The following is a 23147-nucleotide window of genomic DNA, read 5'->3' on the forward strand; positions in this document are numbered from 1 at the left end:
CCGTTCTATTACAATCTCAATACTAGTCATTATTAATGTATAGAGAAAAAGACAATTGATTTAAGAAAATAAATAGTCACTTCGTCCTCCATGCAAAAGGAGCGTGCCATATGTTACGACGGCACGCTCAAATAGTTACTATTATTTTTTAGTGAAACCAAAAATAACGGTCGGTAACGCACTAAGAGCTAAGATTAACGCCCAGTCTCTTAAATTTAAAGATACTGTATGAAAAATAGGTTGTAGTGGCGTCCAATAAATAACGACTAATAACAGTACAAGAGATGACAACACAGCTAATACAAGATACATATTTTCAAATGGGTTTCTTGCAAAAATAGACCGCTCACTCCGACAATCAAATACGTGAATCAATTGTGCCATTACTAATGTGGTAAAAGCAATTGTTTGAGCATAAGTTAGATGAGTTGGGTCATTTTGATATGCAATGATAAACCCAATGAGAGTGACAGCACCAATAACAATCCCCCTGCTAATGATTTTATAGCCTAGCCCACGGGCAAATACTCCCTCATCTATACTCCTTGGATGTTTCTTCATCACATCCCCTTCTGCTTTATCCATCCCTAAAGCCATTGCTGGTAGTCCATCTGTAACTAAGTTCACCCATAAAATTTGTACAGGTACAAGTGGTAATGGTAAGGAAAGTAACATAGCAAACAACATAACTAAAATCTCACCAACATTGGAAGCTAACAAATAGCGAATAAATTTTCGTATATTTTCATAAATCGTTCGTCCTTCTTCAATTGCAGCTTTTATCGTAGCAAAATTATCATCCATTAGTATAAGCGAGGAGGCTTCTTTTGTTACATCTGTTCCGCTTTGCCCCATACTAATCCCAATATTACTCGCTTTTATAGCAGGTGCGTCATTTACGCCATCACCTGTCATCGCCACCACATGCCCCTTTTGTTGAAAAGCATGGACGATTCTTAATTTATGTTCTGGGGTAACACGTGCAAACACGTAAACATCTTCAATCGTATCTTCCAATTCTTGTTGAGATATATTGTTCATTTGATATCCTTCTAGTACGTTCCCATCTTCTGGCATTAGTTCTAAGTTTAACGCAATCGCCCGAGCTGTTTTAGCGTGATCTCCTGTAATCATGACAGTTTTAATACCAGCGTTACGGCATTCTTGAACTGCTTTCTTTACTTCTTTCCGAGGTGGATCCATCATCCCGTAAACACCGATAAAAGTTAAATCTTTTTCAAGAACAGATGATAAAGCATCTTCATCATTGGACAACGGCTTTACAGCAATAGCTAGTGTACGTAATGCTTTTTCAGCCATTTGATTAATAGCTTGCTCAATTGCAACTTGCTTTTGGGCTTTTAGAAGCTGCTTCCCTTCTTTTTCTAACACATATGCTGATCGAGGTAATAAAACTTCTGGTGCACCTTTTGTAATTAAAAAGCGACGTTTCTCCTTATCTTCCACAATGACACTCATCCGTTTACGATCGGAATCAAACGGAAATTCCTTAATAATGTTATAGGCTTGTTTATCTTCTTCACTTAGTCCGATTTTTCTAGCTGCAATAACTAATGCCCCATCAGTTGGATTACCATCAATAGTATATTTACCTTTCTTTTTAGCAAGTGAAGCTTGATTGCAAAGCAAACCATATAAAAGCATCGTTGACAAATGAGGAGAACTGTTCTTTATTTTTTCGTCGTTGTAAAAAAAATCTCCTTGTAAATCATATCCATCACCAGTTACATATAGCTGTTTTCCATGAAGCAATACTTCCTTTACTGTCATTTTATTTTCCGTCATTGTTCCCGTCTTATCTGAACAAATAACCGAAGCACATCCCAATGTTTCAACTGCGGACAATTTACGAACAATTGCTTTTTTTCTTATCATACGTTGAACACCGAGGGAAAGTGCGACCGTTACAATAGCTGGCAAGCCTTCTGGAATAGCAGCAACTGCAAGCGAAACACCGGCTAAAAACATCGTATAAGCTGGCTGACCTTGTATAACACCTAATACGACGACTAAAGCAGTAAGAAGTAAGGCAATAACAATTAAAAACTTACCTAATTCTGCAAGTTTACGCTCTAGAGGTGTCATCACTTTCTTTGTATTTGCCATTAGAGAAGCAATTTGCCCCATAACCGTCTGCATGCCAGTGCCAACAACGATGCCAATTCCTGTTCCGCGAGTGACTAATGTCCCCATAAATCCCATATTAACTTGATCTTGCGCATCTAATTTAGCACGGTGGATAGCTTGAGCATGTTTTGATACTGGAAGCGATTCTCCGGTTAGTGCTGATTCTTCCGTTTCTAAACTATCTGAACGAATAATCCGTATATCTGCTGGTATACGGTCACCACTTGAAATCCGAACAATATCGCCAACAACTACATCTTTGGAAGGAATTCTTTCCCATTTTTTATCACGTAGAACATAAGCCATAGGGGCTGATAATTCTTTTAATTTATCAAGTGATTTTTCTGCCTTTTGCTCTTGAAAAAAACCGATACAGCCATTGACGATTACAATAACCATAATTGCAATTGCATCAATATATTCACCTAACAGACCCGCAATTAATGTCGCTGCTAACAGAACAAGTACCATAAAATCTTGAAATTGCTTTATAAAAATCAACCATTTTGACATTTTTTTCTGCGCTTCTAAAACATTTTCCCCGTATTGCTTACGTCTTTTTTCCACTTGCTTAACAGATAAACCACGGTTAGCAGTAACGTGCAATTTTTTTTCTACATCTTCTACTTCTAACTGATACCATTTCATCCTGCATTCCTCCAGATTCTTACCTTTCAATCTTTTAAAAAAGTTCTATTCGATCGGTTGCTCCTTTGTACTACCTCTTTCCATATATGATATGTATGCAGACTTGTCCACAAAAATGCTATAATTACCATTGAGGTGATTAAGATGCCATTTGATGGTATAGTAACGTACGCGACAACGAACGAACTGCATACCAAATTAACAGCGGGAAAAATAACAAAAATCTATCAACCAACGGAAACGGAAGTATTATTTACCATTCGAAATCGTGGACAGAATACGGTTCTTTTATGTTCTATCCACCCTACTTACTCCCGAATACACCTAACCGAAGAAATGTTTCAAAACCCAAAAGAACCACCAATGTTTTGTATGGTGTTGAGAAAATATTTATCTGGAGCCATCATTAAAAAAATTGAACAACGGGGTTTGGAAAGAATTATCCAATTCACAATACATTCACGAAATGAAATTGGAGACATAACCGAGAAAAAATTAATAATGGAAATTATGGGGCGCCATAGCAATTTATTGCTTGTAGACGGGGAAGATGGACATATTATCGATAGTTTAAAACATGTTTCCAGCTGGCAAAATCGCCACCGGACCATTTTACCTGGACAAACTTATCAGCTGCCACCAGAACAAAATAAATTAAATCCGCTTTTAATCCGTCCAGAACAACTTATTAAAAAGTTAGACTTTAATGCTGGAAAATTAGACACCCAAATTGTAAACCTACTTAGTGGATTTTCACCTGTCGTTGCCAAAGAGATTGTTCATCAAGCCCATTTAGGTAATGAGAAAGTATATGAGCAACTATTTACTGACATGCAGCAACAACTGTTAGATAAAGACTTTACTCCTGTGATCTATCGAAATCAAAAAGAAGATTATCATGTTCTCCCACTAACGCATTTAAAAGGAGAAAAACAAACTTTCTTGACAACAAATAGCATGCTTGACCAGTTTTACACTGGAAAAGCAGAAAGAGATCGAGTGAAACAGCAAACGAAGGATTTAGCACGCTTGTTAAAAAATGAATTAGCTAAAAATAAACGGAAACAAAAAAAGCATGCACAAACGATGCAAAAAGCACAACGAAAAGAACACTACCAGAAAGCAGGAGAATTGCTGACAGCTCACTTACATCTCGTAACGCAGGGTGACAAGCAAATAACCGTGGTAGACTATTATGATCCTGAACAAAAACAGTTAACCATTGATTTAGATCCGTTGAAAACACCAAGTGAAAATGCACAGGCATACTTTAAGACATATCAAAAACTAAAAACTTCAGAATTAAAGGTGAAGGAGGAGATAGCAAAAACAGAGCAGGAAATGGAGTATTTGGAGAGATTACTACAGCAAATTGAAACAGCAAGCATACAGGATATTGAAGAGATTCGTGAAGAACTTCGCGATGAAGGCTATTTAAAAAAACAGAAAGCAACCAAGAAAAAGAAAGCAAAAACAGCCAAACCAGTACCTGAAAAATATATTGCATCTGACGGAACAACAATATTAGTCGGTAAAAATAATAAACAAAATGAATATGTAACGATGAAATTAGCTGCTCGTGATGATATTTGGTTGCACACGAAAGACATACCTGGCTCACATGTTATTATTCGTTCCGCTACTCCTTCAGAAGACACCATATTGGAAGCAGCTCAACTTGCAGCTTATTTTAGTAAATCACGTCAATCCTCATCCGTTCCAGTAGATTATACAAAAATTCGTCACGTAAAAAAACCGAATGGTGCAAAACCAGGCTTTGTAACGTATGATAATCAAAAAACAGTTTTTGTTACGCCTAATGAACAACTCATCCACAAATTAACACCATAAAAAACGAAGGCTAATCGCCAAGTATAGTGGCGAAAGCCTTCTTTGATCGCTAACTTATTTAGCAAGATGAATGTTTTCAAATTTAAACAGCTTGTGGTTTTAAGTGTACATCGATATTTCCTCTAGTCGCCTTGGAATAAGGACATACTTGATGCGCTTTTTCCACAAGCTCCTCTGCTTCGTTTTGGTCAACACCTTTTATTTTCACTGTTAACTCTACACCGATTTTAAAGCCATTATCGTCCGTATCTTTTAGAAAGCTAACAGCTGCTGTCGTCAAGGAATCAATTTCTTTCTTTTCTTTGGAAGCAACTAAATTTAAGGCACCATCAAAACAGGATGCATATGTTGCTGCAAAAAGCTGTTCTGGGTTTGACCCCTTGTCTTCTTTATTCGTAGCTGGATTTACTAGTTTAAGATCAATTAAACCGTCATCTGATTGTACATGACCATCACGTCCATTTTTTGCTGTCGCCTTCGATGTAAAAATTACATTTGCCATCTTTAAGCACTCCTTTTTTATAGACCATAATCCCATGATCAAAATTACTTAAACACTTGATCTCTGTATGTCACCATTACTTTATGATTTGCAAGTAACAGGGTGCCATTAGAAACCACGTACTAGTAATATACCTTCCTATTCGCACTTTTAAACATCAAAATTTAGATGGCGTTAAAAAGGATGTCAATTCTTCTATAAAATGATTCACTTGTGGTAAAGAACGAATTCCCTCTTGAAAACAAACCCATGTTTTTCTAGAGACAGGTTCCCCATTTAACAGAAGCGGTAAATAAGGATAGTCTTCTTTCATAAAATCAGAGACACTTTCAGGTAACACAGCCATTCCTAACCCTTGCTTCATTAATTGCTTGCACGTCTCTATTTGATCAACCGTCATTGTTTTAATCGGTTTTATTTTATCTTGATGTACATAAAGCCAATGATCTACTAATTCATGCATACTATCATCAGAACTAAATGCAATGAGTGGACGTTCTTTAATAGAATCTGCAGGAAACGCTTCTGTATCAAAAATATATAATGGATCATCAAATAATGGAAGACAAGTAGTCTCTTTCAATTTTTCACCACGGATAATACAAACATGATAATCTTTATGATTTCGTTTAATGTCTTCACTAATACCTGTCACTAGATCGATGGCAACTTTAGGGAATTTGGCTGTAAATCTTCCTAACAAAGCTGGTAAATACCGTTGCGAGATAAGGGAAGAGCAAGCAATCGATAATGTTCCTTGCACATCGTTACTAGATATAGCTAATTGATTTTGCAATGCATTTTCTCGTTGTATTACCTCCATAGCGTGTTGTAAAATTATTTCCCCTTCTGGTGTTGGAATAAGCTTCTTCGGGGTACGAATAAATACATTATGTCCAAAATATTCCTCCATATATTTCAAACGTTGGGTTACTGCAGGCTGAGAAATCAGTACTGTTTTTGCTGTACCGCGAATGGTTCCAATTTCTTGCAACTTTAACAATAGTTTGTAGTCGTCTATTTTCATAAACTCCACTTCCTCACTTTGTTTTTCTTTAAATAATCTGATAAAAATGGCTTATCAAATACTATAACTATTCAATATTTTAATTATATCATGACATGTTTTATGCTTAAGATACAAGATAAAATAATGACCTAGGGAGGAGTTTATGCTGGAAAAGGAATTAGTAAAAAAAACGTTTGCTAAACGTCCACAAGATTATGTAACAAGTACTACGCATGCATTGGGAATTAGTCAAGAAGTAATAAGTACATGGCTAAACCCTGCACCTACAATGGAAATGTTAGATATAGCAACAGGAGGGGGACATGTTGCTAAACAATTATCCCCGTATGTACGTATCGTATACGCAACGGACTTAACCAAAGAAATGCTTGCAAATACGAAACAACATTTACAAGCACTAACTAACCTTATATATATTATGGCAGACGCAGAACAACTGCCCTTTTTAGATGCTTCATTTGACCTCATCACATGTCGAATTGCCGCACATCATTTTCCAAATCCTGACCAATTTATTTGTGAAGTAAAGCGCGTATTAAAAAAGGATGGAAAATTCCTGTTCATTGACAATATCGTTCCAAACAATAAACAGCACGCGATATTCATGAATCAGGTGGAGAAAATGCGAGATGAAAGCCATGTCAGATTCCTTACGAAAGAAGAGTGGGGTTGTCTGTTTAAGCAACATGGACTAAAAATAAGTCAGCAACATACTCATAAAAAGACGTTATCTGTTAATAAGTGGCTAGATCGCACTTTATGTCATGAAGATGAAAAAAACAACGTCATCAAACGTCTATTACAAGCAGATACAGATATAACAAACTATTATCAAATTAAAAACAGAAATGAGAAACCACTGCAGTTTTCTATTGATGAATGGTCAGTTTTAATGAAACATGAAAAATAAAGTATGACCTTTTCTTCCTCACGGATTGCTCTTAGCCATATAAAAACGGAGGTCTAATGTAAGATTCAATACAATAGCCCTCCTTTCCATACGTAACCTTTTACTAGTTGAGACTTTCTCTCCAAGCCAATAATTGTTTGCTATCCATTTGATTAATCTTGCCATCAGCTTCTAGCACTTGAATGAATGCATCAAATCCTGTAATCGTATGATAATGGAAACCAGATTCACGAAAAGCCACCTCCGCTTTTCTCAACCCATATGTAAAAATGGCTAACACACCTGTCACCTCAGCTCCAGCTGCATGCAAAGCTTTGGCTGACGCAATAGCTGAGCCACCTGTAGAAATTAAATCTTCAATCACAATTACTTTTTGGCCTTGCTCCACTTCTCCTTCAATTTGATTACCTTTCCCATGCGCTTTCGGCTTGGAACGAACATACACCATTGGCAAATCAAGCGCTTCAGCTAACCATGCGGCATGCGGTATACCTGCTGTTGCACAACCAGCAATACAATCCAATTGAATTTGTTGTTCTTTTATAATCCTTGCAAATGCCTGGGTGATTTTTCGGCGTACAATTGGGTACGACATCGTTAAACGATTATCGCAATAGATTGGTGATTTAATTCCTGATGTCCATGTAAAATATCCTTCTGTTTTAATCTGTACGGCTTTTATTTGTAGTAACTCACGTATAATCTCTTCACCTGTTGCCATTTGCCCACGCTCCTTTAATTTGATCATATGCTTGTTTCGGTGAGTCAGCTTGCGTTACTGTTCTCCCTACAACGATCACACTAGCTCCATGTTGTTTGGCATAGCTTGGGGTAGCAATTCTTTTTTGGTCGTTATCTTGTGCATCCACCAATCGAATCCCAGGCGTGACCGTTAAAAAAGAATCGCCACATACATTCTTTACAGCATTTGCTTCGTAAACGGAACATACTACACCATCCGCGCCGCTTTGTTCAGCAAGCTTTGCAAAATGAAGTACATTACTTTCTAACGTTCCAGGTAGTCGCAAATTCTGTTCCATATTTGTCTGATCCATAGATGTTAGAATCGTAACTGCTAATAACTTGGTCTGAAAACGCGTATTTCCTTCCACTAATCCTTGCTTTGCTGCCTGAATCATAGCACTTCCACCTAAAGCATGAACATTGACCATATCTACTTCTAATTTTGCCAAATTACGCATCGCTTTTTTTACTGTTGTTGGTATATCATGTAGTTTTAAATCTAAAAATATGGAATGCCCATTTTGCTTTAATTTTTCTATTAACGCTGGGCCTTCACGATAAAATAACTCCATCCCTATTTTTACTGGAACACCAATTAAATCATGCTTTGTTAAAAATTGATTCGTTGTATGCCAGTTTGGAAAATCTAATGCCAGATAAATTGATGCAGTCATTAAACAAACCCCTTTCCAATGGCTTCTTTTACGGAGCTAAAACCATACTGCATTAGCGTATGTGGTAATTGATCAATAATTTCCTTACATACGTACGGGTTTTGAAAATTAGCTGTACCAACAGCAACAGCACTTGCTCCTGCTAATAGAAATTCCAATACGTCTTCCGCGTGCATAATGCCACCCATGCCAATAATTGGAATAGAAACATGTTGTTTCACCTCATAAATCATTCGTATAGCGATTGGTTTAATGGCAGGTCCAGATAACCCGCCCGTTTTATTCGCAATGACTGGTTTTCTTGTGGCTAAATGAATTTGCATACCTGTCAGTGTATTAATCATAGACAAACCGTCTGCTCCTGCTTTTTCAACCGCTTTTGCCATGCCTACAATATCAGCAACATTCGGTGATAATTTAACATAGACTGGGAGATTTGTAGCTTCTTTTACAGCTTCAGTGACTTTCTGCGCCATAAAGGGATCTGTACCAAATTGAATACCTCCTTCTTTTACATTAGGGCAAGAAATATTCAACTCCAAAGCAGCTACTTGATCCGTATGCTGAAAAGCTTTGGCAACCTGCCGATACTCTTCAATCGTACTTCCTGCTATATTAGCAATTATTGGTATTGAAAATGAAGCGAGAAATGGCACCTCTGTTGCAATTATTTTTTTTACGCCAGGATTTTGTAGTCCAATAGCATTTAACATTCCAGCAGACGTTTCCGCTACCCGAGGCGTGGGGTTACCAAACCTAGACTCCATTGTTGCTGCTTTCATAATAACTGCGCCCAGTATACTAAGATCATAAAAATCACTATATTCTCTACCGAATCCAAAACAGCCAGAAGCTGGCATGATTGGATTCTTTAGTGATAAACCTGGTAATTCCACTGCTAGACTCATTTTAGTTGCACCTCCTCTGCTGAGAAAACAGGGCCATCCTGGCATATTTTTTTATATCCTCCATGATCATCTGTTGGAATGACACAAGCAAAGCATGCTCCTACTCCACATCCCATCCGTTCCTCAAGAGATAGATATCCTGGAATATTATTCCAACGTTCTTTCACTGCCTGCAGCATTGACAGTGGCCCACAGGAGTAATACTCGTCAATAGAAGGTAGTGCCTCCTTGGAAATATTGGTAACAAATCCTGTTTCACCGTAAGAACCGTCATTCGTTACAACAATCGTTTTCCCTAACTCTTCAAACTCCCCTTCATAAAACACATGTTCCTTTGATTGGAAACCTAGTACAGCTGTTATCGTCACTCCGCTTTCTGTTAACTTTTTAGCTAAGTAGTAAAGTGGTGGCACACCTATGCCTCCTCCGACGATTAAAACCGAATTCTTGGTAGCGTTCATTAGTGGAAATCCATTTCCATTCGGACCTAACACGTCAATGACATCACCAATTTGATAAGTGGATAACTTTCTTGTACCTTCGCCAAGTATTTTAAATAAAATCGTAACTGTATGAACAGAAGGATCAGCATCAGCAATGGAAATGGGACGTCTGAGCATATGTCCATCAACATGTAAATGAAGGAATTGCCCAGGAACTGCTATTTGACTGACAGCCTTATTTTCAAGCACCATCTCAACTGTATCAAGGGCAACGGTTTGTTTTGATTTAATCTTTAAAAGTTGTTGCATTAAATCACGACCTTTTTCTGTTCCATTGGTTTAGCTTGAAACGTCATCGAATCTATAATGTACAAAATTGCATTTGCTGTATCTAAATTCGTTAAACAAGCAATGCCATGTTCTACAGATTCTCTCCGAATCCGAAAACCGTCAGAGCGTGGTTGTTTTCCAGAAGTTAATGTGTTAATAACATATTGAACTTCCCCATTCTCAATAACAGAAAGCACATTTGGTTGTTGCGAACCAATTTTACCTACTTTTGTTACAGGAATATCGTTTCGTTGAATATAGTCGGCGGTACCTTCTGTTGCATACAATTGAAAGCCTAGTTGATGGAATCGCTTAGCAATATGAATCATCTCTTCTTTATCTTTGTCTGCTACCGTTAATAATACACTTCCTTCCTGCGGTAATGTAAGCCCAGAAGCAATTAAGCCTTTGTATAGTGCTTTTTCTAATGTTTTATCATAACCAATTGCCTCACCCGTTGATTTCATTTCTGGTCCTAAGATCGTATCTACACTGCGTAACTTCTCAAAGGAAAAAACCGGAACCTTTACCGACACTTGGTCATCTTCTGGCAATATACCTGTTTCATACCCCATATCCGTAAGCTTCTCCCCTAGGATACATTTGGTTGCTAAATTTGCCATCGTTACACCAGTAATTTTACTTAAAAATGGGATTGTCCGGCTTGCTCTTGGATTCACTTCCAATACGTATACTTGGCCTTCACTAACAATAAATTGAATATTAATTAACCCTTTTACTTGTAATGCATGAGAAATTTTTGTAGCTGCGTGTAAGCATTGATCTTTTACGTTTTGACTTAATCGTTGCGGTGGATATACAGCAATAGAATCTCCAGAGTGAACTCCCGCTCGTTCAATATGCTCCATAATTCCAGGAACAATAACTGTTTCCCCATCACTAATTGCATCTACTTCTACTTCTAACCCAGTAATATATTTATCAATTAATATCGGATGTTGGTCATTTATATGCCCTGTTTTTGCTAAATAAGCTGCAAGCTCTGCATCATTGTATACAATTTCCATTCTCGCTCCACCAATGACATAAGATGGACGAACAAGTACAGGATAACCTATAGACATAGCTACTTCTTTAGCCCGCTCCATCTTCATGACTGTTTTCCCTTTAGGGCGTAATAACTGTAACTGATCCACAAGTAATTCAAATTTGTCTCTGTCTTCTGCTTGATCAATGGCTCGTAAGCTCGTTCCTAATATCTCTACCCCTCGGCGTTCTAACCCAGCTGCAAGATTAATAGCCGTTTGACCGCCAAACTGAACAATAACTCCTTCAGGCTGTTCCAGTTCAATGACATGCATGACATCTTCTAAAGTGAGCGGTTCAAAATACAATTTGTCTGAAATACTAAAATCCGTTGATACCGTTTCAGGGTTGTTATTCATAATGATTGCTTCGTATCCCATTTCTTTTAAAGCCAATACGGAGTGCACCGTAGCGTAATCAAACTCAATTCCTTGCCCAATTCGAATTGGACCTGAACCAAGTACCAGTACTTTTTTACGATTAGATACAAGGGATTCATTTTCCAATTCATAGGTGCTGTAAAAATAAGGCGTTTCCGAAGCAAATTCAGCCGCACAGGTGTCTACCATTTTATATACAGGAAAAATCTCATGTTTTTTCCGCAAAGCGTAGACTTCATCTTCCGCTTTTCCCCATAAGCGGGCGATATGTGGATCAGAAAACCCACGCTCTTTTGCTTGTCTTAGTATGTCAGGAGATCCTACATACTCCAGCAAAGCCTCTTCCATTGCAATTAATTTTTGTAATTTCACTAAGAAAAATCGGTCAATTTTCGTAATTTGAAAAATATCTTCAATCGTCATGTTTCTTCGAAGTGCTTCTGCTAATACAAAGATTCGTTCATCATCCGCTTTTTTCATTCGTGCTTGCAAAGCTTGTTCATCTAATGTCGTTAAGTTTTCTAGCCACAGTTCATCTGTTCCTATATCCAACGAACGAACGCCTTTTAGCAGAGATTCTTCAAAATTTCTTCCAATTGCCATTACTTCCCCAGTTGCTTTCATCTGTGTTCCTAATTTCCGATCTCCTGTAGTAAATTTGTCAAATGGGAAACGTGGAATTTTCGTAACCACATAATCAAGTGTTGGCTCAAAGCATGCATATGTTTTACCAGTAATCGGATTAATAATTTCATCAAGTGTTAAACCAACAGCAATTTTTGCTGCCATCTTTGCAATGGGGTAACCAGTAGCTTTTGATGCTAATGCAGATGATCTACTCACTCGTGGATTCACTTCGATAATGTAATATTGAAAGCTATTCGGATCTAGTGCAAGCTGAACATTACATCCACCTTCTATTTCTAAAGCACGGATAATTTTCAAGGAAGCATTACGTAATAGCTGATATTCACGATCACTTAATGTTTGCGATGGAGCAACGACTATAGAGTCCCCTGTATGAATACCAACTGGATCAATATTTTCCATGTTACACACAACGATAGCCTGGTCGTTCTTATCACGCATTACTTCATATTCGATCTCTTTAAATCCAGCAATGTTCTTTTCGATTAAACATTGATGAACCGGAGAAAGTTTTAAACCGTTTTGAGCAATTGTTAGCAACTCATCCTTCGTATTACACATACCTCCGCCAGTTCCTCCTAATGTATAGGCAGGACGAACTATAACAGGGTAACCTATTTTATCGGCAAATGCACAAGCTTCCTCCACAGTATGAACAATTTGGCTCGCAGGCACAGGCTCATTTAGTTCATACATTAAATCTCTAAATCTTTCACGGTCCTCTGCTTTTTGGATAGCTTGCAAGGAGGTTCCCAATAAAGTGACATTATATTCTTCTAAAATCCCTGTTTCATCTAATGCAACGGCTAAATTCAACCCTGTCTGGCCACCTAGAGTTGGTAATAAAGCATCTGGTTTCTCCATTCGTATAATTTTGGTTAAAAATTCAACGGTTAACGGCTCCATATATACTTTATCTGCTACTGTATGATCCGTCATAATTGTTGCTGGGTTAGAATTAGCTAATACAACAGTATAACCTTCCTCTTGTAATGCTTGGCACGCTTGTGTTCCTGAATAATCAAATTCAGCTGCTTGACCAATCACGATTGGCCCCGATCCAATTACTAAAATCTTAGACATCAACTTACTTTTAGGCATATACTTCTTCCCCCTTCATCACTTGCTCGGTCAGTTTTAAAAATGAGTCAAATAGATGGTTCGTATCTTCTGGGCCTGGAGAACTCTCTGGATGATATTGTACGGAAAAAGCTGGAAATAATTTATGTTTTATGCCTTCTACGGTACCATCGTTTAACGCTATTTGTGTTAACTCTAAATTTGTTTTTGCAAGCGATGCTCGTTGTACTGCATAACTATGGTTTTGTGAAGTAATATACGTTTTATTTGTAAGTAAGTTTTTTACGGGATGATTTGAACCACGATGCCCAAAAGTCATTTTTTCTGTGTCTGCTCCACAAGCTAAAGCAAGCAGCTGATGGCCTAGACAAATACCGAATACAGGAAGCTTCCCGACAACTTGTTGCAACATATTCATCGTCTCTGGTACATCTTTAGGGTCTCCCGGCCCATTTGTAACAAGTAATCCGTCTGCTTTTAAACGGAGGATGTCTTCTGCTGAATAATTGTAAGGAACAACTGTAATATGACAATTTCGCTTCGTTAATTCACGTAAAATTCCGTGTTTCATTCCACAATCGACCACAACAATCCGTTTACCTCGTCCTGGTACAACATAAGGCTTTAAAGTAGATGTTTTTTGTACTTGATTTTTCGCTAAATCTGTCTTATGTAGTTTCCGCACTATTTCTTCTGAAGGAATAGTAATGTCAGCAATTGCTCCTTTCATTGTCCCCTGTAAACGAATTGTTTTGGTTAATTTTCTCGTATCAATTCCAGCTATTCCAGGAATATGGTTTGCTTTTAAATAATCGTCCAACGTTTCTTCACTGCGGAAATTAGAAGGATATTCAGCAACCTCTTTCACAATAAACCCATGGATAAATGGTGTTACAGTTTCCATATCATCACGATTAATTCCATAATTACCTGTTAACGGGTAAGTCATCATAACAATTTGTCCGCAATAGGACGGGTCCGTTATTACTTCCTGGTATCCTGTCATTCCTGTATTAAACACGACTTCTCCTATAGCTTCTTGGGTACTACCAAATCCATCACCGATAAAAACAGTTCCATCCTCTAATACTAACTGACGTTTGCCCATTATTTTACCCCCTCATAAACGATGTTTCCAGCTGCTATCGTTAGCGTTGGAACACCTTGCACTTCCCACCCATGAAACGGTGTATTTTTTCCTTTAGAATAAAAATTATTTTTATCAATTATTTCTGTTTGTTGTAAATCAATAAGTACAAGGTCAGCTATAGAGCCTGCTTGCAATGTACCATATGGTAATGCAAATATTTCCGCTGGTTTTGTTGCGAGCCAAGAAACAAGTTGTTGCAAGTTGACTTTTTCTGTCAAAACAAGATGTGTATAGAGTAAGGAAAATGCATGTTCTAAACCTACAATTCCAAACGGAGCAGTTAAGAGTCCTTGTTCTTTTTCTTCCTTTGCATGTGGTGCATGATCCGTTGCAATAAAGTCAATCGTACCGTCGATTAATCCATTTAAAAGCGCCTCTTGATCCTGTTTAGATCGTAATGGGGGATTCATTTTAAAATTCGTATTAGCAGTGTGAATATCTGTTTCATTTAACAATAAATGATGTGGTGTTACCTCCGCTGTTACACGAATTCCAGCTCTTTTTGCATCTCGAATTATTCGTACAGACTCTTTTGTACTAACGTGACATACGTGATAATGGCAACCCGTGGCCTCTGCCAATAGTACATCTCTAGCAATTTGCACAGACTCAGCTAGAGATGGAATACCAGGAGCATTTAATCGTTTACTCACTTCTCCATCATGGACTACACCACCATAAACAATGGAATTATCTTCACAATGAGCAACAATTGCTTTATTTTGTGCCTTTGCCAATTTCATTGCTTGAAGCATTAAATCAGCTGTTTGGACTCCGACACCATCGTCTGTAAACGCAAAAATACTCGCCTGCGCTAATGCAGGAATATCTGTTAGTTCTTTACCGTACAGTTGTTTCGTAATTGCAGCATATGGAAGAACACGAACGACAGCATCCTCCTCAATTCTTTGCTGCAATTTTTGAACTGTCTCAACTTCATCAGGAACAGGATTCGTGTTTGGCATCGCACAAACAGTAGTGTATCCACCTCGAGCAGCTGCCTTCGTTCCTGTAAGAATGGTCTCCTTATGTTCACCTCCGGGCTCGCGTAAATGGATATGGACATCGACGAAACCAGGAAGAGCCAATCGTCCCTTTCCGTCTATTTCCATGTCGGTCTGTTCATCTATTTCAATAGCTATTTTCATTACCTTATCATTTTCAATCAGAATATCTCTTTTAACTAACTCCCCCGTAGGTAAAAGATGTTTGATGTTTTTCACTAATTTTTTCATCCATAATCCCCCATTCTTTTAGTACACTACTCATTATTGCCATTCTTGCATAAACACCATTATTCATTTGCTTAAAAATCCTTGAGCGCTCACACTCTACTAAATCTGTATCAATTTCCACATTTCTATTTATTGGTGCAGGATGCAGAAGAATAGCATGTGATTGCATTCTTTTTTCTCGTTGCTTCGTTAAGCCATATTTATCTAAATAGCTTGTTGTTTTGTCATACGCTACTTGATGTCTTTCATGCTGAATGCGTAATAGCATAAGTACATCTGTCATCTCTACGGCTTCGTCCATAGATATATAAGGAAAAGGGAGTGAGTAGTCTTTGCATCCTTCAGCTGCAGTTAAATACACATTGGCGCCCATTTTTTGTAACGTATACGCATTCGATTTGGCTACGCGGCTGTGTGAAATGTCCCCTGCAATGGCTATATTTATTCCTTTAAATCGATGAAATTCTTGATAAATCGTTAGTAAATCTAACAAACATTGCGTTGGATGCTCTTTCTTTCCTGCTCCTGCGTTAATGATTGGAATAGATAATTTACTCCTTAATTCATCCGTCCAACAATCATCCTGATGTCGAATAATTAACAGGTTAGCACCAATAGCCTCAAACGTTTTAGCTGTATCGTATAGCGACTCACCCTTTTGCGTGCTGGAAAACTCTTCGTTAAAATCTAAAATATCCAACCCTAATTTGCGCTGTGCAACGATAAAGCTCATCTTTGTCCGAGTGCTCGGTTCAAAGAATAAATTTGCTGCAAAGAGTTGCTGATCGATATAAAATGAAGCTTTACGATAATGCTCCGCTAATTGTAAAAAACTCATAATCTCCGTTTCTGTCCAATCATCTAATGAAATAAAATGTCGCACCATCTTTCTTCACTCCTTTAGTTATATTTGAAACAAACTTTTTTAAGCAATTCACGTTTTTTATCCTGTTGAAAAAAATGTATTATCGATCAATGGCGTAAGCGTCCGTTTAGCAACGTGGCGAATGCTGTAGTTTTTCTTATCTAAACCTTTAAACTTATACTTTCCTATAAGTATAAAAAAACCTCTTTGCGCTAAAAGGTCGCAAAGAGGTAAACGTGTAGTGTATACACGTATTATCTTGGACAACCTTTCAGATCTCTCGTACCTGATTAAAGGTCTAATCAAAATGCTTATTTCTCGTATATAGAAACTGTGTCTGTAGTCCCATCAATTTCTTCAAGTTTTACCATAATTACTTCTTTTTCGGAGGTAGGGATATTCTTTCCTACATAGTCAGCGCGTATTGGAAGCTCACGATGACCTCTGTCAACCAAAACACCTAATTGAATTTGTGCTGGTCTTCCAATGTCCATAACCGCATCCATTGCTGCCCGTACGGTTCTCCCTGTATATAGAACATCATCAATTAACACTACATTTTTGCCATTGATATCCGTTGAAATGTGGGTTGCTTTTAGGTCTGGATCTTCTCCTTCAATTGCTTTATCCAAGTCATCTCGGTATAATGTAATATCAAGATCACCGACTGGCACTTCCATGTTTTCAATTTGGTTAATCTTTTTTTGCAAACGCTTTGTGATTGGTACACCTCGTGTTTTTATACCAACAAGGACCAAATCTTCTCCGCCCTTATTTTTTTCTAATATTTCATGGGCAATTCTCGTTAACGCTCGATTAATTGCTGATGCATCAAGTAAATCTGCTTTTTTCTTCATTTTTATCACCGTCCCATTTTAAATAGTTGTTTCCACTCCATACTGCTTTTCTCATTCGGGACTCAATATGCTCCGAGTAGACGACATACAAAAAGCCCTTTTATCCATGAGGAAAAAGGGCATACTGTTTTAGAGTCATTCCGTAACCTTTTTAGCCTCACTGGACTATGTTTAAAGGAGCTATTTAATTCTTCCTTGTAAGTATGGCAAATTACGTTTCATTTGTCAATACATTTTTTGAATATAAACAAGCAAATCATGAAAATAAGTCGGTAACTCTGTAGTAAAATGCATTTCTTCATTATTGATTGGATGGTTAAAGCGTAGCTCTTTCGCATGCAATACTTGCCCATTTGTAGGCAATGTTTTTCTTGGTCCATATTTTGGATCTCCTACAATCGGATAACCAATATACTTCATATGAACACGTATTTGATGCGTTCTTCCTGTCTCTAATTGACATTCCACATGAGAAAAATCTTGGTAAGGTTGAAGGACGCGGAAATGCGTAATAGCTTGCTTACCATTGTCAACAACAGCCATTTTTTGCCTATCTTTCGGGTCTCTGCCAATGGGAGCTTCTATTAATCCTTTTTCATGAGGAATTTGACCGTGCACAATGGCTTGATATGTTCGCTTCATTGTTTTTTGAACTAACTGATTAGCCAATTGTTGATGTGCCTCATCATGCTTTGCTACTACAAGTAACCCACTCGTATCCTTGTCAAGCCGGTGAACAATACCGGGCCTTTCTACTCCATTTATTCCAGATAAATCAGTACAATGATAAAGTAAAGCATGTACTAACGTCCCACTCTGATGACCAGCAGAAGGATGGACAACCATCCCCTTAGGTTTATTTACGACTAAAATATCCTTATCTTCATAAACAATATCCAAATCAATGGCTTCGGGTATTAATAATAAAGGTTGTGTCTCTGGAACCATCCATTCAATCCGATCACCTTGCTGACATTTATAATTTGGTTTTACACATTCACCATTTACTTTAACATAAGCTTCTTCAATCCATGATTGTACACGCGAACGAGAAACATTATTATTTTGCTCTGCTAACAACTTATCAACGCGTGTCTTATGCTCATGTTCACCAACTATATATTTATTCTTTGTCATGATGCGATTTTCCCTTTCTTTCGTTCATCAAGAAACATGGTAATAATTATGAAAAAAACGCCTACGACTAAACTGGCATCTGCTATATTAAAAATTGGGAAATCATAACCAAAGATAATAGAATCAAAAAAATCAACTACTTCTTTGCGAAACAAGCGATCAATAAAGTTACCAATCGCGCCTCCCAACACAAAACTTAATGCAATTCCTAATAGTTTACTCTCTTTTGCATATGCTTGTATGTAATAGACAACAACAGCTACAACAATCACCGTAACAATATAGAAGAAGGTCATTTGTCCTTCTAGTATTCCCCAAGCAGCCCCTGTATTACGATGGGAAGTAATGTAGAAGAAATTCTCTATCAGGGTGATCTGCTCTCCCAGTTCCATTCTCGTCACTATTAGCCATTTACTAGCCTGATCAAGTACAATAATTAATAGTGCAATCATATAATACCAATACATGTTCTTTCCTCCGAAATTTTGTTTTCAAACTTTAGTTTAATGGTAAACGTTACAAGCAAAAATAGCAATATATTTACGACTTTCATACTGGTGTAAAAAAGGTTAAACCCCCAAGAAGGAGTTTAACCTTTTTCATATTTAAAGGGATGTAAGGTTTTTTACTACATCTGCACAACGGGTACAAAGTGTTGGGTGTTCTGCGTCTTCTCCAACGGTACTGGAGGCGACCCAGCAGCGCTCACATTTGTCTCCAGGATGCTTCTCTACATATACATCGACATGCGTATACACCTTAGCATGCTCGCTTGTTTCCGCTAGGTTTACTTCTGAAACAATAAAATATTGGTGAAGATGGTCCATCGCTTGTAATACTTCTTTTGTTTGCACATCTTTTGGAATGATCGTTAACTTAGCTTCTAATGATTTACCAATCACTTTTTCATTTCTTGCTGCTTCTAAAGCTTTCAACACATCATCACGAACAAGCATAAAATGATCCCATTTTTCAGCTACTTCATTCCATTCATTCATTTCATTTGGTTCCGGCATATCTGTTAACTGAACCCAATCTGCTTCTGTTTCAGGAATATACTCCCACACTTCTTCTGCAGTATGTGGAATGATAGGTGTCAATAACTTGACAATCGCTGTTAAAACTTCATAATAACCTGTTTGAATACTTCGTCTACGCTTATTATCTGCTTGTTCAATGTACAGTATATCTTTAGCAAAATCCAAGTAAAATGAGCTTAAATCAACAGCACAGAAATTATGAATTTGATGGAAGATTGGTGAAAACTCATAGTTGTCATAATTTTTCCTTACGCCGGCTACTAATTTCTTCAACCGATGTAGCATGTATTGATCTACTTCTTCCAAATCAGCATAAGGAACACGATCCGTCGATGGTTGAAAATCACTAAGGTTTGCAAGCATAAACCGAATCGTATTACGAATTTTACGATATGCTTCTGAAATTTGTTTTAAAATGTCATCTGAAATACGAACGTCTGCTTGATAATCTACAGATGAAACCCACAGACGTAAAATATCAGCACCAAGCTGTTTCTGCACTTTAGTAGGTTGGATGACATTTCCTAAAGATTTACTCATTTTACGACCATCACCATCAAGTGCAAAGCCGTGACTAATTACCGATTTATATGGCGTTTTACCTGTTACGGCTACAGAAGTAGATAAGGATGAGTTAAACCATCCACGATACTGATCGCTTCCTTCTAAATATACATCTGCTGGTCGATGATGATCATCTCTACCAATTAATACAGCTTCATGAGAAGAACCAGAGTCAAACCAAACGTCCATAATATCCATTTCCTTTGTAAAAATACCGTTTGGACTATGCTCTGAGGTGAACCCTTTTGGTAATAAATCTTTCGCTTCCCACTCAAACCAAATATTTGACCCATACTCTTTAAACAGTTCGGATACATGGCTGATCGTTTCGTCTGTGATAATTGGTGTACGATCTTCCCCATAAAAAACCGGAATTGGAACACCCCAAGTACGTTGTCTGGATATACACCAATCTTCACGATCTCTTACCATGTTATATAATCTCGTTTCTCCCCACTGTGGGTACCATTGAATATTTTTAATTTCTTCTAAAATAGTTTGGCGAAAATCTTTAATGGACGCAAACCATTGTGACGTTGCCCGAAAAATAGTTGGTTTCTTTGTCCGCCAGTCATGCGGATAAGAATGAGTAATAAATTGTAATTTTAACAAAGACCCAGTTTCTTCTAATTTTTCCGTAATTAGTTTATTTGCTTCATCATAGAAAATCCCAGTAAATCCAGGTGCTTCATCTGTAAACACCCCTTTTTCATCAACAGGGCATAAAGCATCAATACCGTACTTTTTAGCTACATAAAAGTCATCTTCCCCATGACCTGGAGCAGTGTGTACACAGCCTGTTCCGGCATCCGTAGTAACGTGATCACCGAGCATTACAAGCGAGGATCGATCGTAAAACGGATGTTTCGTTAAGATATGTTCCGCTTGCTCACCACGAAATGTTTTTTCTATTTGATAAGCTTCCCACTCTAGCTCTTCAGCTACGGTTTCTAACAATGCATGTGCGATAACATACCTTTCTTTATCTACTGCTACAACAATGTACTCCAATTCTGGATGTAAACTAATTCCTAAGTTAGCAGGAATCGTCCAAGGCGTAGTTGTCCAAATAATCAACTTATCTCCTGCATTTAGCAATCCTTTCCCATCCGTTACTTCAAAGGCAACGTAAATAGATGGAGATCGTTTATCATGGTATTCTATCTCAGCTTCAGCTAAAGCAGACTCCGAAGAAGGTGACCAATAAACCGGCTTAAGTCCTTTATAAATGTAGCCTTTTTTAGCCATCTCTCCAAACACTTTTATTTGTGCTGCTTCATAATCCTTTGTTAACGTAATATATGGATTGTTCCAATCCCCACGAATTCCTAATGTTTTAAATTGATTACGCTGATTATCCAACTGCTTTAATGCATATTCTTCACAGAGCTTACGAAATTCAGCAATGCTTAACGCTTTACGATTGATTTTTTTCTTCTTTGTCAATGCTGTTTCAATAGGTAAACCATGTGTATCCCATCCAGGAACATATGGAGCGTAATAGCCACTCATAGACTTATATCTAATAATAAAATCTTTTAAAATTTTGTTCAATGCATGACCGATATGCAAATCCCCATTCGCATATGGTGGTCCATCATGCAAAATAAACGTTGGGCGTCCTTTTGTCCGTTCCAAGCTTTTTTCATATAGTTTGTTTTCGTCCCACTCTGTTTGTCGGTTTGGTTCTTTATTTGGTAAATTACCACGCATTGGAAACGCGGTTTTCGGCATTAATAATGTATCTTTATATTCCATTATTGCCTTCCTCCTTTAAAGGTGTTGTTATTAAATGCTTAAACGTTAAATTATAAAATCATTCCGTGACCCGTTGTCGAAGAATAATACTAGACAAACTTGGCTTATAAAACCGCGTTTACTTCTATTATAGTTTCTAGAATTTTACTGCTTTATTGTACAAAAAAATCCTCTCAATCCCTCAAGGGACGAGAAGACTCGCGGTACCACCCTTATAAATATGGGAAATCTCTCCATATTCACTCGACATCGATAACGGGAATAACCGGTCATTATTACTATTTGTTCATAACGACAACTCAAGAGTGATTTTCTAAAAGTCCGACTGTATCAGGCTCCCACCATCCGCTGACTCGCTAAATCAGTTCATGCTTTTATACTCTCTCTTTCCATGCTTTGTTTTATTCATTTTTAAGTTTATTATATAATAAGCACTTCATCGAACAGAAAACAGTTCTGTGTATGAATTATATGTAAAAATTAAAAAATCGTCAAGATTTACGTTTCGCTTTCTTCCAATTCAAGATCCTCTCCTAGCTCTGCATCAAATAATTGATCCCAATCATCTGTTTCAATCATATCTAACTGCGCTTCTACAAGCATTTTCAGACGGGTTCGAAATACTTTTGCCTGTTTTTTTAATTCTTCTACATCCATAGAAATACGACGAGACTTTGTTAACGCCTCATTAATAATTCGATCTGCATTTTTTTCTGCCTCTTTAATAATCAACTTAGATTCTTTTGAAGCATTTCCTTTTAGTTCTTCTGCGGTTTCTTGCGCAATTAGAATAGATTTATTAAGCGTCTCCTCAATGTTGGTAAAATGACCTATTTTTTGATTCAATTGATTTACTTGTTCTTGCAGATCGTTTTTTTCTCTTATTACCATTTCATAATCTTTTATCACTTGATCAAGAAATTCATTTACTTCATCTTCATCATAACCTTTCCACTTTTTAGTGAATTCTTTGTTATGAATATCGAGTGGTGTTAATGGCACAATTGCCACCTCCTATTTTACTATATCTCATTTACCATTCACACAATGTACATTGCTATAATAACGGTTTGTTCAAATAAAAATTGAACTTCACTTCATCCATGATCTTTCGTTCACTAATGTTTATTATACACTATTCATTTCAACAAAAACTACTTAATTCCTGCAAAATTTTATAGAAAGCTACACTTATTTC

18 protein-coding genes and 1 other annotated feature are annotated in these 23147 nt (G+C 37.3%); of the genes, 2 read left to right on the plus strand and 16 right to left on the minus strand.

What is annotated here, in order from left to right; genetic code table 11:
- Positions 1 to 141 precede the first annotated feature (141 nt).
- Positions 142 to 2796: a calcium-translocating P-type ATPase, SERCA-type gene (locus D9780_RS09440; protein ID WP_121639930.1), complete on the minus strand. Its 2655-nt coding sequence runs from the start codon at positions 2794 to 2796 to the stop codon at positions 142 to 144.
- A gap of 144 nt (positions 2797 to 2940) precedes the next feature.
- On the opposite strand from D9780_RS09440, the gene D9780_RS09445 reads away from it, so the two are divergent.
- The gene (locus D9780_RS09445) at positions 2941 to 4647 is read left to right on the plus strand and encodes an Rqc2 family fibronectin-binding protein (protein WP_121639931.1); all 1707 of its coding nucleotides are present in this window, start codon (positions 2941 to 2943) and stop codon (positions 4645 to 4647) included.
- Between the two features lie 82 nt (positions 4648 to 4729).
- Here D9780_RS09445 and D9780_RS09450 read toward each other — a convergent pair whose 3' ends face one another.
- Positions 4730 to 5149, minus strand: a complete 420-nt coding sequence (locus D9780_RS09450; RefSeq protein WP_073005204.1) for an organic hydroperoxide resistance protein — start codon at positions 5147 to 5149, stop codon at positions 4730 to 4732.
- A 157-nt stretch (positions 5150 to 5306) separates the two neighbouring features.
- Positions 5307 to 6176 carry a LysR family transcriptional regulator gene (locus tag D9780_RS09455; RefSeq protein WP_121639932.1) on the minus strand — a complete coding sequence of 290 codons (870 nt, stop codon included), beginning with the start codon at positions 6174 to 6176 and terminating at the stop codon, positions 5307 to 5309.
- 145 nt (positions 6177 to 6321) lie between these two features.
- On the opposite strand from D9780_RS09455, the gene D9780_RS09460 reads away from it, so the two are divergent.
- Positions 6322 to 7089 carry a class I SAM-dependent methyltransferase gene (locus D9780_RS09460; RefSeq protein WP_121639933.1) on the plus strand — a complete coding sequence of 256 codons (768 nt, stop codon included), beginning with the start codon at positions 6322 to 6324 and terminating at the stop codon, positions 7087 to 7089.
- Between the two features lie 103 nt (positions 7090 to 7192).
- Here the strand turns inward: D9780_RS09460 and pyrE are convergent, their stop codons facing one another.
- The 13 genes from pyrE to D9780_RS09525 form a co-directional block, all read right to left on the minus strand.
- On the minus strand, positions 7193 to 7810 hold the full coding sequence (gene pyrE, locus D9780_RS09465) for an orotate phosphoribosyltransferase (RefSeq protein ID WP_121639934.1): 618 nt from the start codon (positions 7808 to 7810) through the stop codon (positions 7193 to 7195).
- Positions 7797 to 8507, minus strand: coding sequence for an orotidine-5'-phosphate decarboxylase (gene pyrF / locus D9780_RS09470; RefSeq protein WP_121639935.1), 711 nt, complete (start codon positions 8505 to 8507; stop codon positions 7797 to 7799). Before pyrF ends, pyrE begins: the two co-directional genes overlap by 14 nt.
- Complete coding sequence (locus D9780_RS09475) at positions 8507 to 9415, minus strand: dihydroorotate dehydrogenase (RefSeq protein WP_121639936.1); 909 nt, start codon at positions 9413 to 9415, stop codon at positions 8507 to 8509. The genes pyrF and D9780_RS09475 overlap by 1 nt, the downstream gene beginning before the upstream one ends.
- Positions 9412 to 10167 (minus strand): dihydroorotate dehydrogenase electron transfer subunit, encoded by a 756-nt coding sequence (locus D9780_RS09480; protein WP_121639937.1) that lies wholly within the window; start codon positions 10165 to 10167, stop codon positions 9412 to 9414. The genes D9780_RS09475 and D9780_RS09480 overlap by 4 nt, the downstream gene beginning before the upstream one ends.
- On the minus strand, positions 10167 to 13364 hold the full coding sequence (carB, locus tag D9780_RS09485) for a carbamoyl-phosphate synthase large subunit (RefSeq protein ID WP_121639938.1): 3198 nt from the start codon (positions 13362 to 13364) through the stop codon (positions 10167 to 10169). Before carB ends, D9780_RS09480 begins: the two co-directional genes overlap by 1 nt.
- A complete protein-coding gene (gene carA / locus D9780_RS09490; protein ID WP_121639939.1) occupies positions 13357 to 14451 on the minus strand; it encodes a glutamine-hydrolyzing carbamoyl-phosphate synthase small subunit in 1095 nt (364 codons plus the stop codon). The genes carB and carA overlap by 8 nt, the downstream gene beginning before the upstream one ends.
- Positions 14451 to 15728 carry a dihydroorotase gene (locus D9780_RS09495; RefSeq protein ID WP_121639940.1) on the minus strand — a complete coding sequence of 426 codons (1278 nt, stop codon included), beginning with the start codon at positions 15726 to 15728 and terminating at the stop codon, positions 14451 to 14453. The genes carA and D9780_RS09495 overlap by 1 nt, the downstream gene beginning before the upstream one ends.
- Positions 15673 to 16611, minus strand: coding sequence for an aspartate carbamoyltransferase catalytic subunit (locus D9780_RS09500; protein WP_371413742.1), 939 nt, complete (start codon positions 16609 to 16611; stop codon positions 15673 to 15675). The genes D9780_RS09495 and D9780_RS09500 overlap by 56 nt, the downstream gene beginning before the upstream one ends.
- Positions 16612 to 16904: 293 nt before the next feature.
- Entirely contained in the window at positions 16905 to 17450 is a 546-nt protein-coding gene (gene pyrR, locus D9780_RS09505; protein WP_073005222.1) for a bifunctional pyr operon transcriptional regulator/uracil phosphoribosyltransferase PyrR, read from the minus strand.
- A gap of 225 nt (positions 17451 to 17675) precedes the next feature.
- Positions 17676 to 18587: an RluA family pseudouridine synthase gene (locus tag D9780_RS09510; RefSeq protein WP_073005224.1), complete on the minus strand. Its 912-nt coding sequence runs from the start codon at positions 18585 to 18587 to the stop codon at positions 17676 to 17678.
- Positions 18584 to 19054, minus strand: a complete 471-nt coding sequence (lspA, locus tag D9780_RS09515; protein ID WP_073005225.1) for a signal peptidase II — start codon at positions 19052 to 19054, stop codon at positions 18584 to 18586. The genes D9780_RS09510 and lspA overlap by 4 nt, the downstream gene beginning before the upstream one ends.
- Before the next feature lie 138 nt (positions 19055 to 19192).
- Positions 19193 to 21949, minus strand: coding sequence for an isoleucine--tRNA ligase (gene ileS / locus D9780_RS09520; RefSeq protein ID WP_121639942.1), 2757 nt, complete (start codon positions 21947 to 21949; stop codon positions 19193 to 19195).
- A gap of 181 nt (positions 21950 to 22130) precedes the next feature.
- Positions 22131 to 22350 (minus strand) — a binding site (T-box leader).
- Positions 22351 to 22447: 97 nt separating this feature from the next.
- Positions 22448 to 22951 carry a DivIVA domain-containing protein gene (locus D9780_RS09525; protein WP_073005238.1) on the minus strand — a complete coding sequence of 168 codons (504 nt, stop codon included), beginning with the start codon at positions 22949 to 22951 and terminating at the stop codon, positions 22448 to 22450.
- Between the last annotated feature and the right edge of the window lie 196 nt (positions 22952 to 23147).

Origin of the sequence: Virgibacillus sp. Bac330 (assembly GCF_003667845.1) — a bacterium.
Taxonomy (GTDB): domain Bacteria; phylum Bacillota; class Bacilli; order Bacillales; family Amphibacillaceae; genus Virgibacillus; species Virgibacillus chiguensis.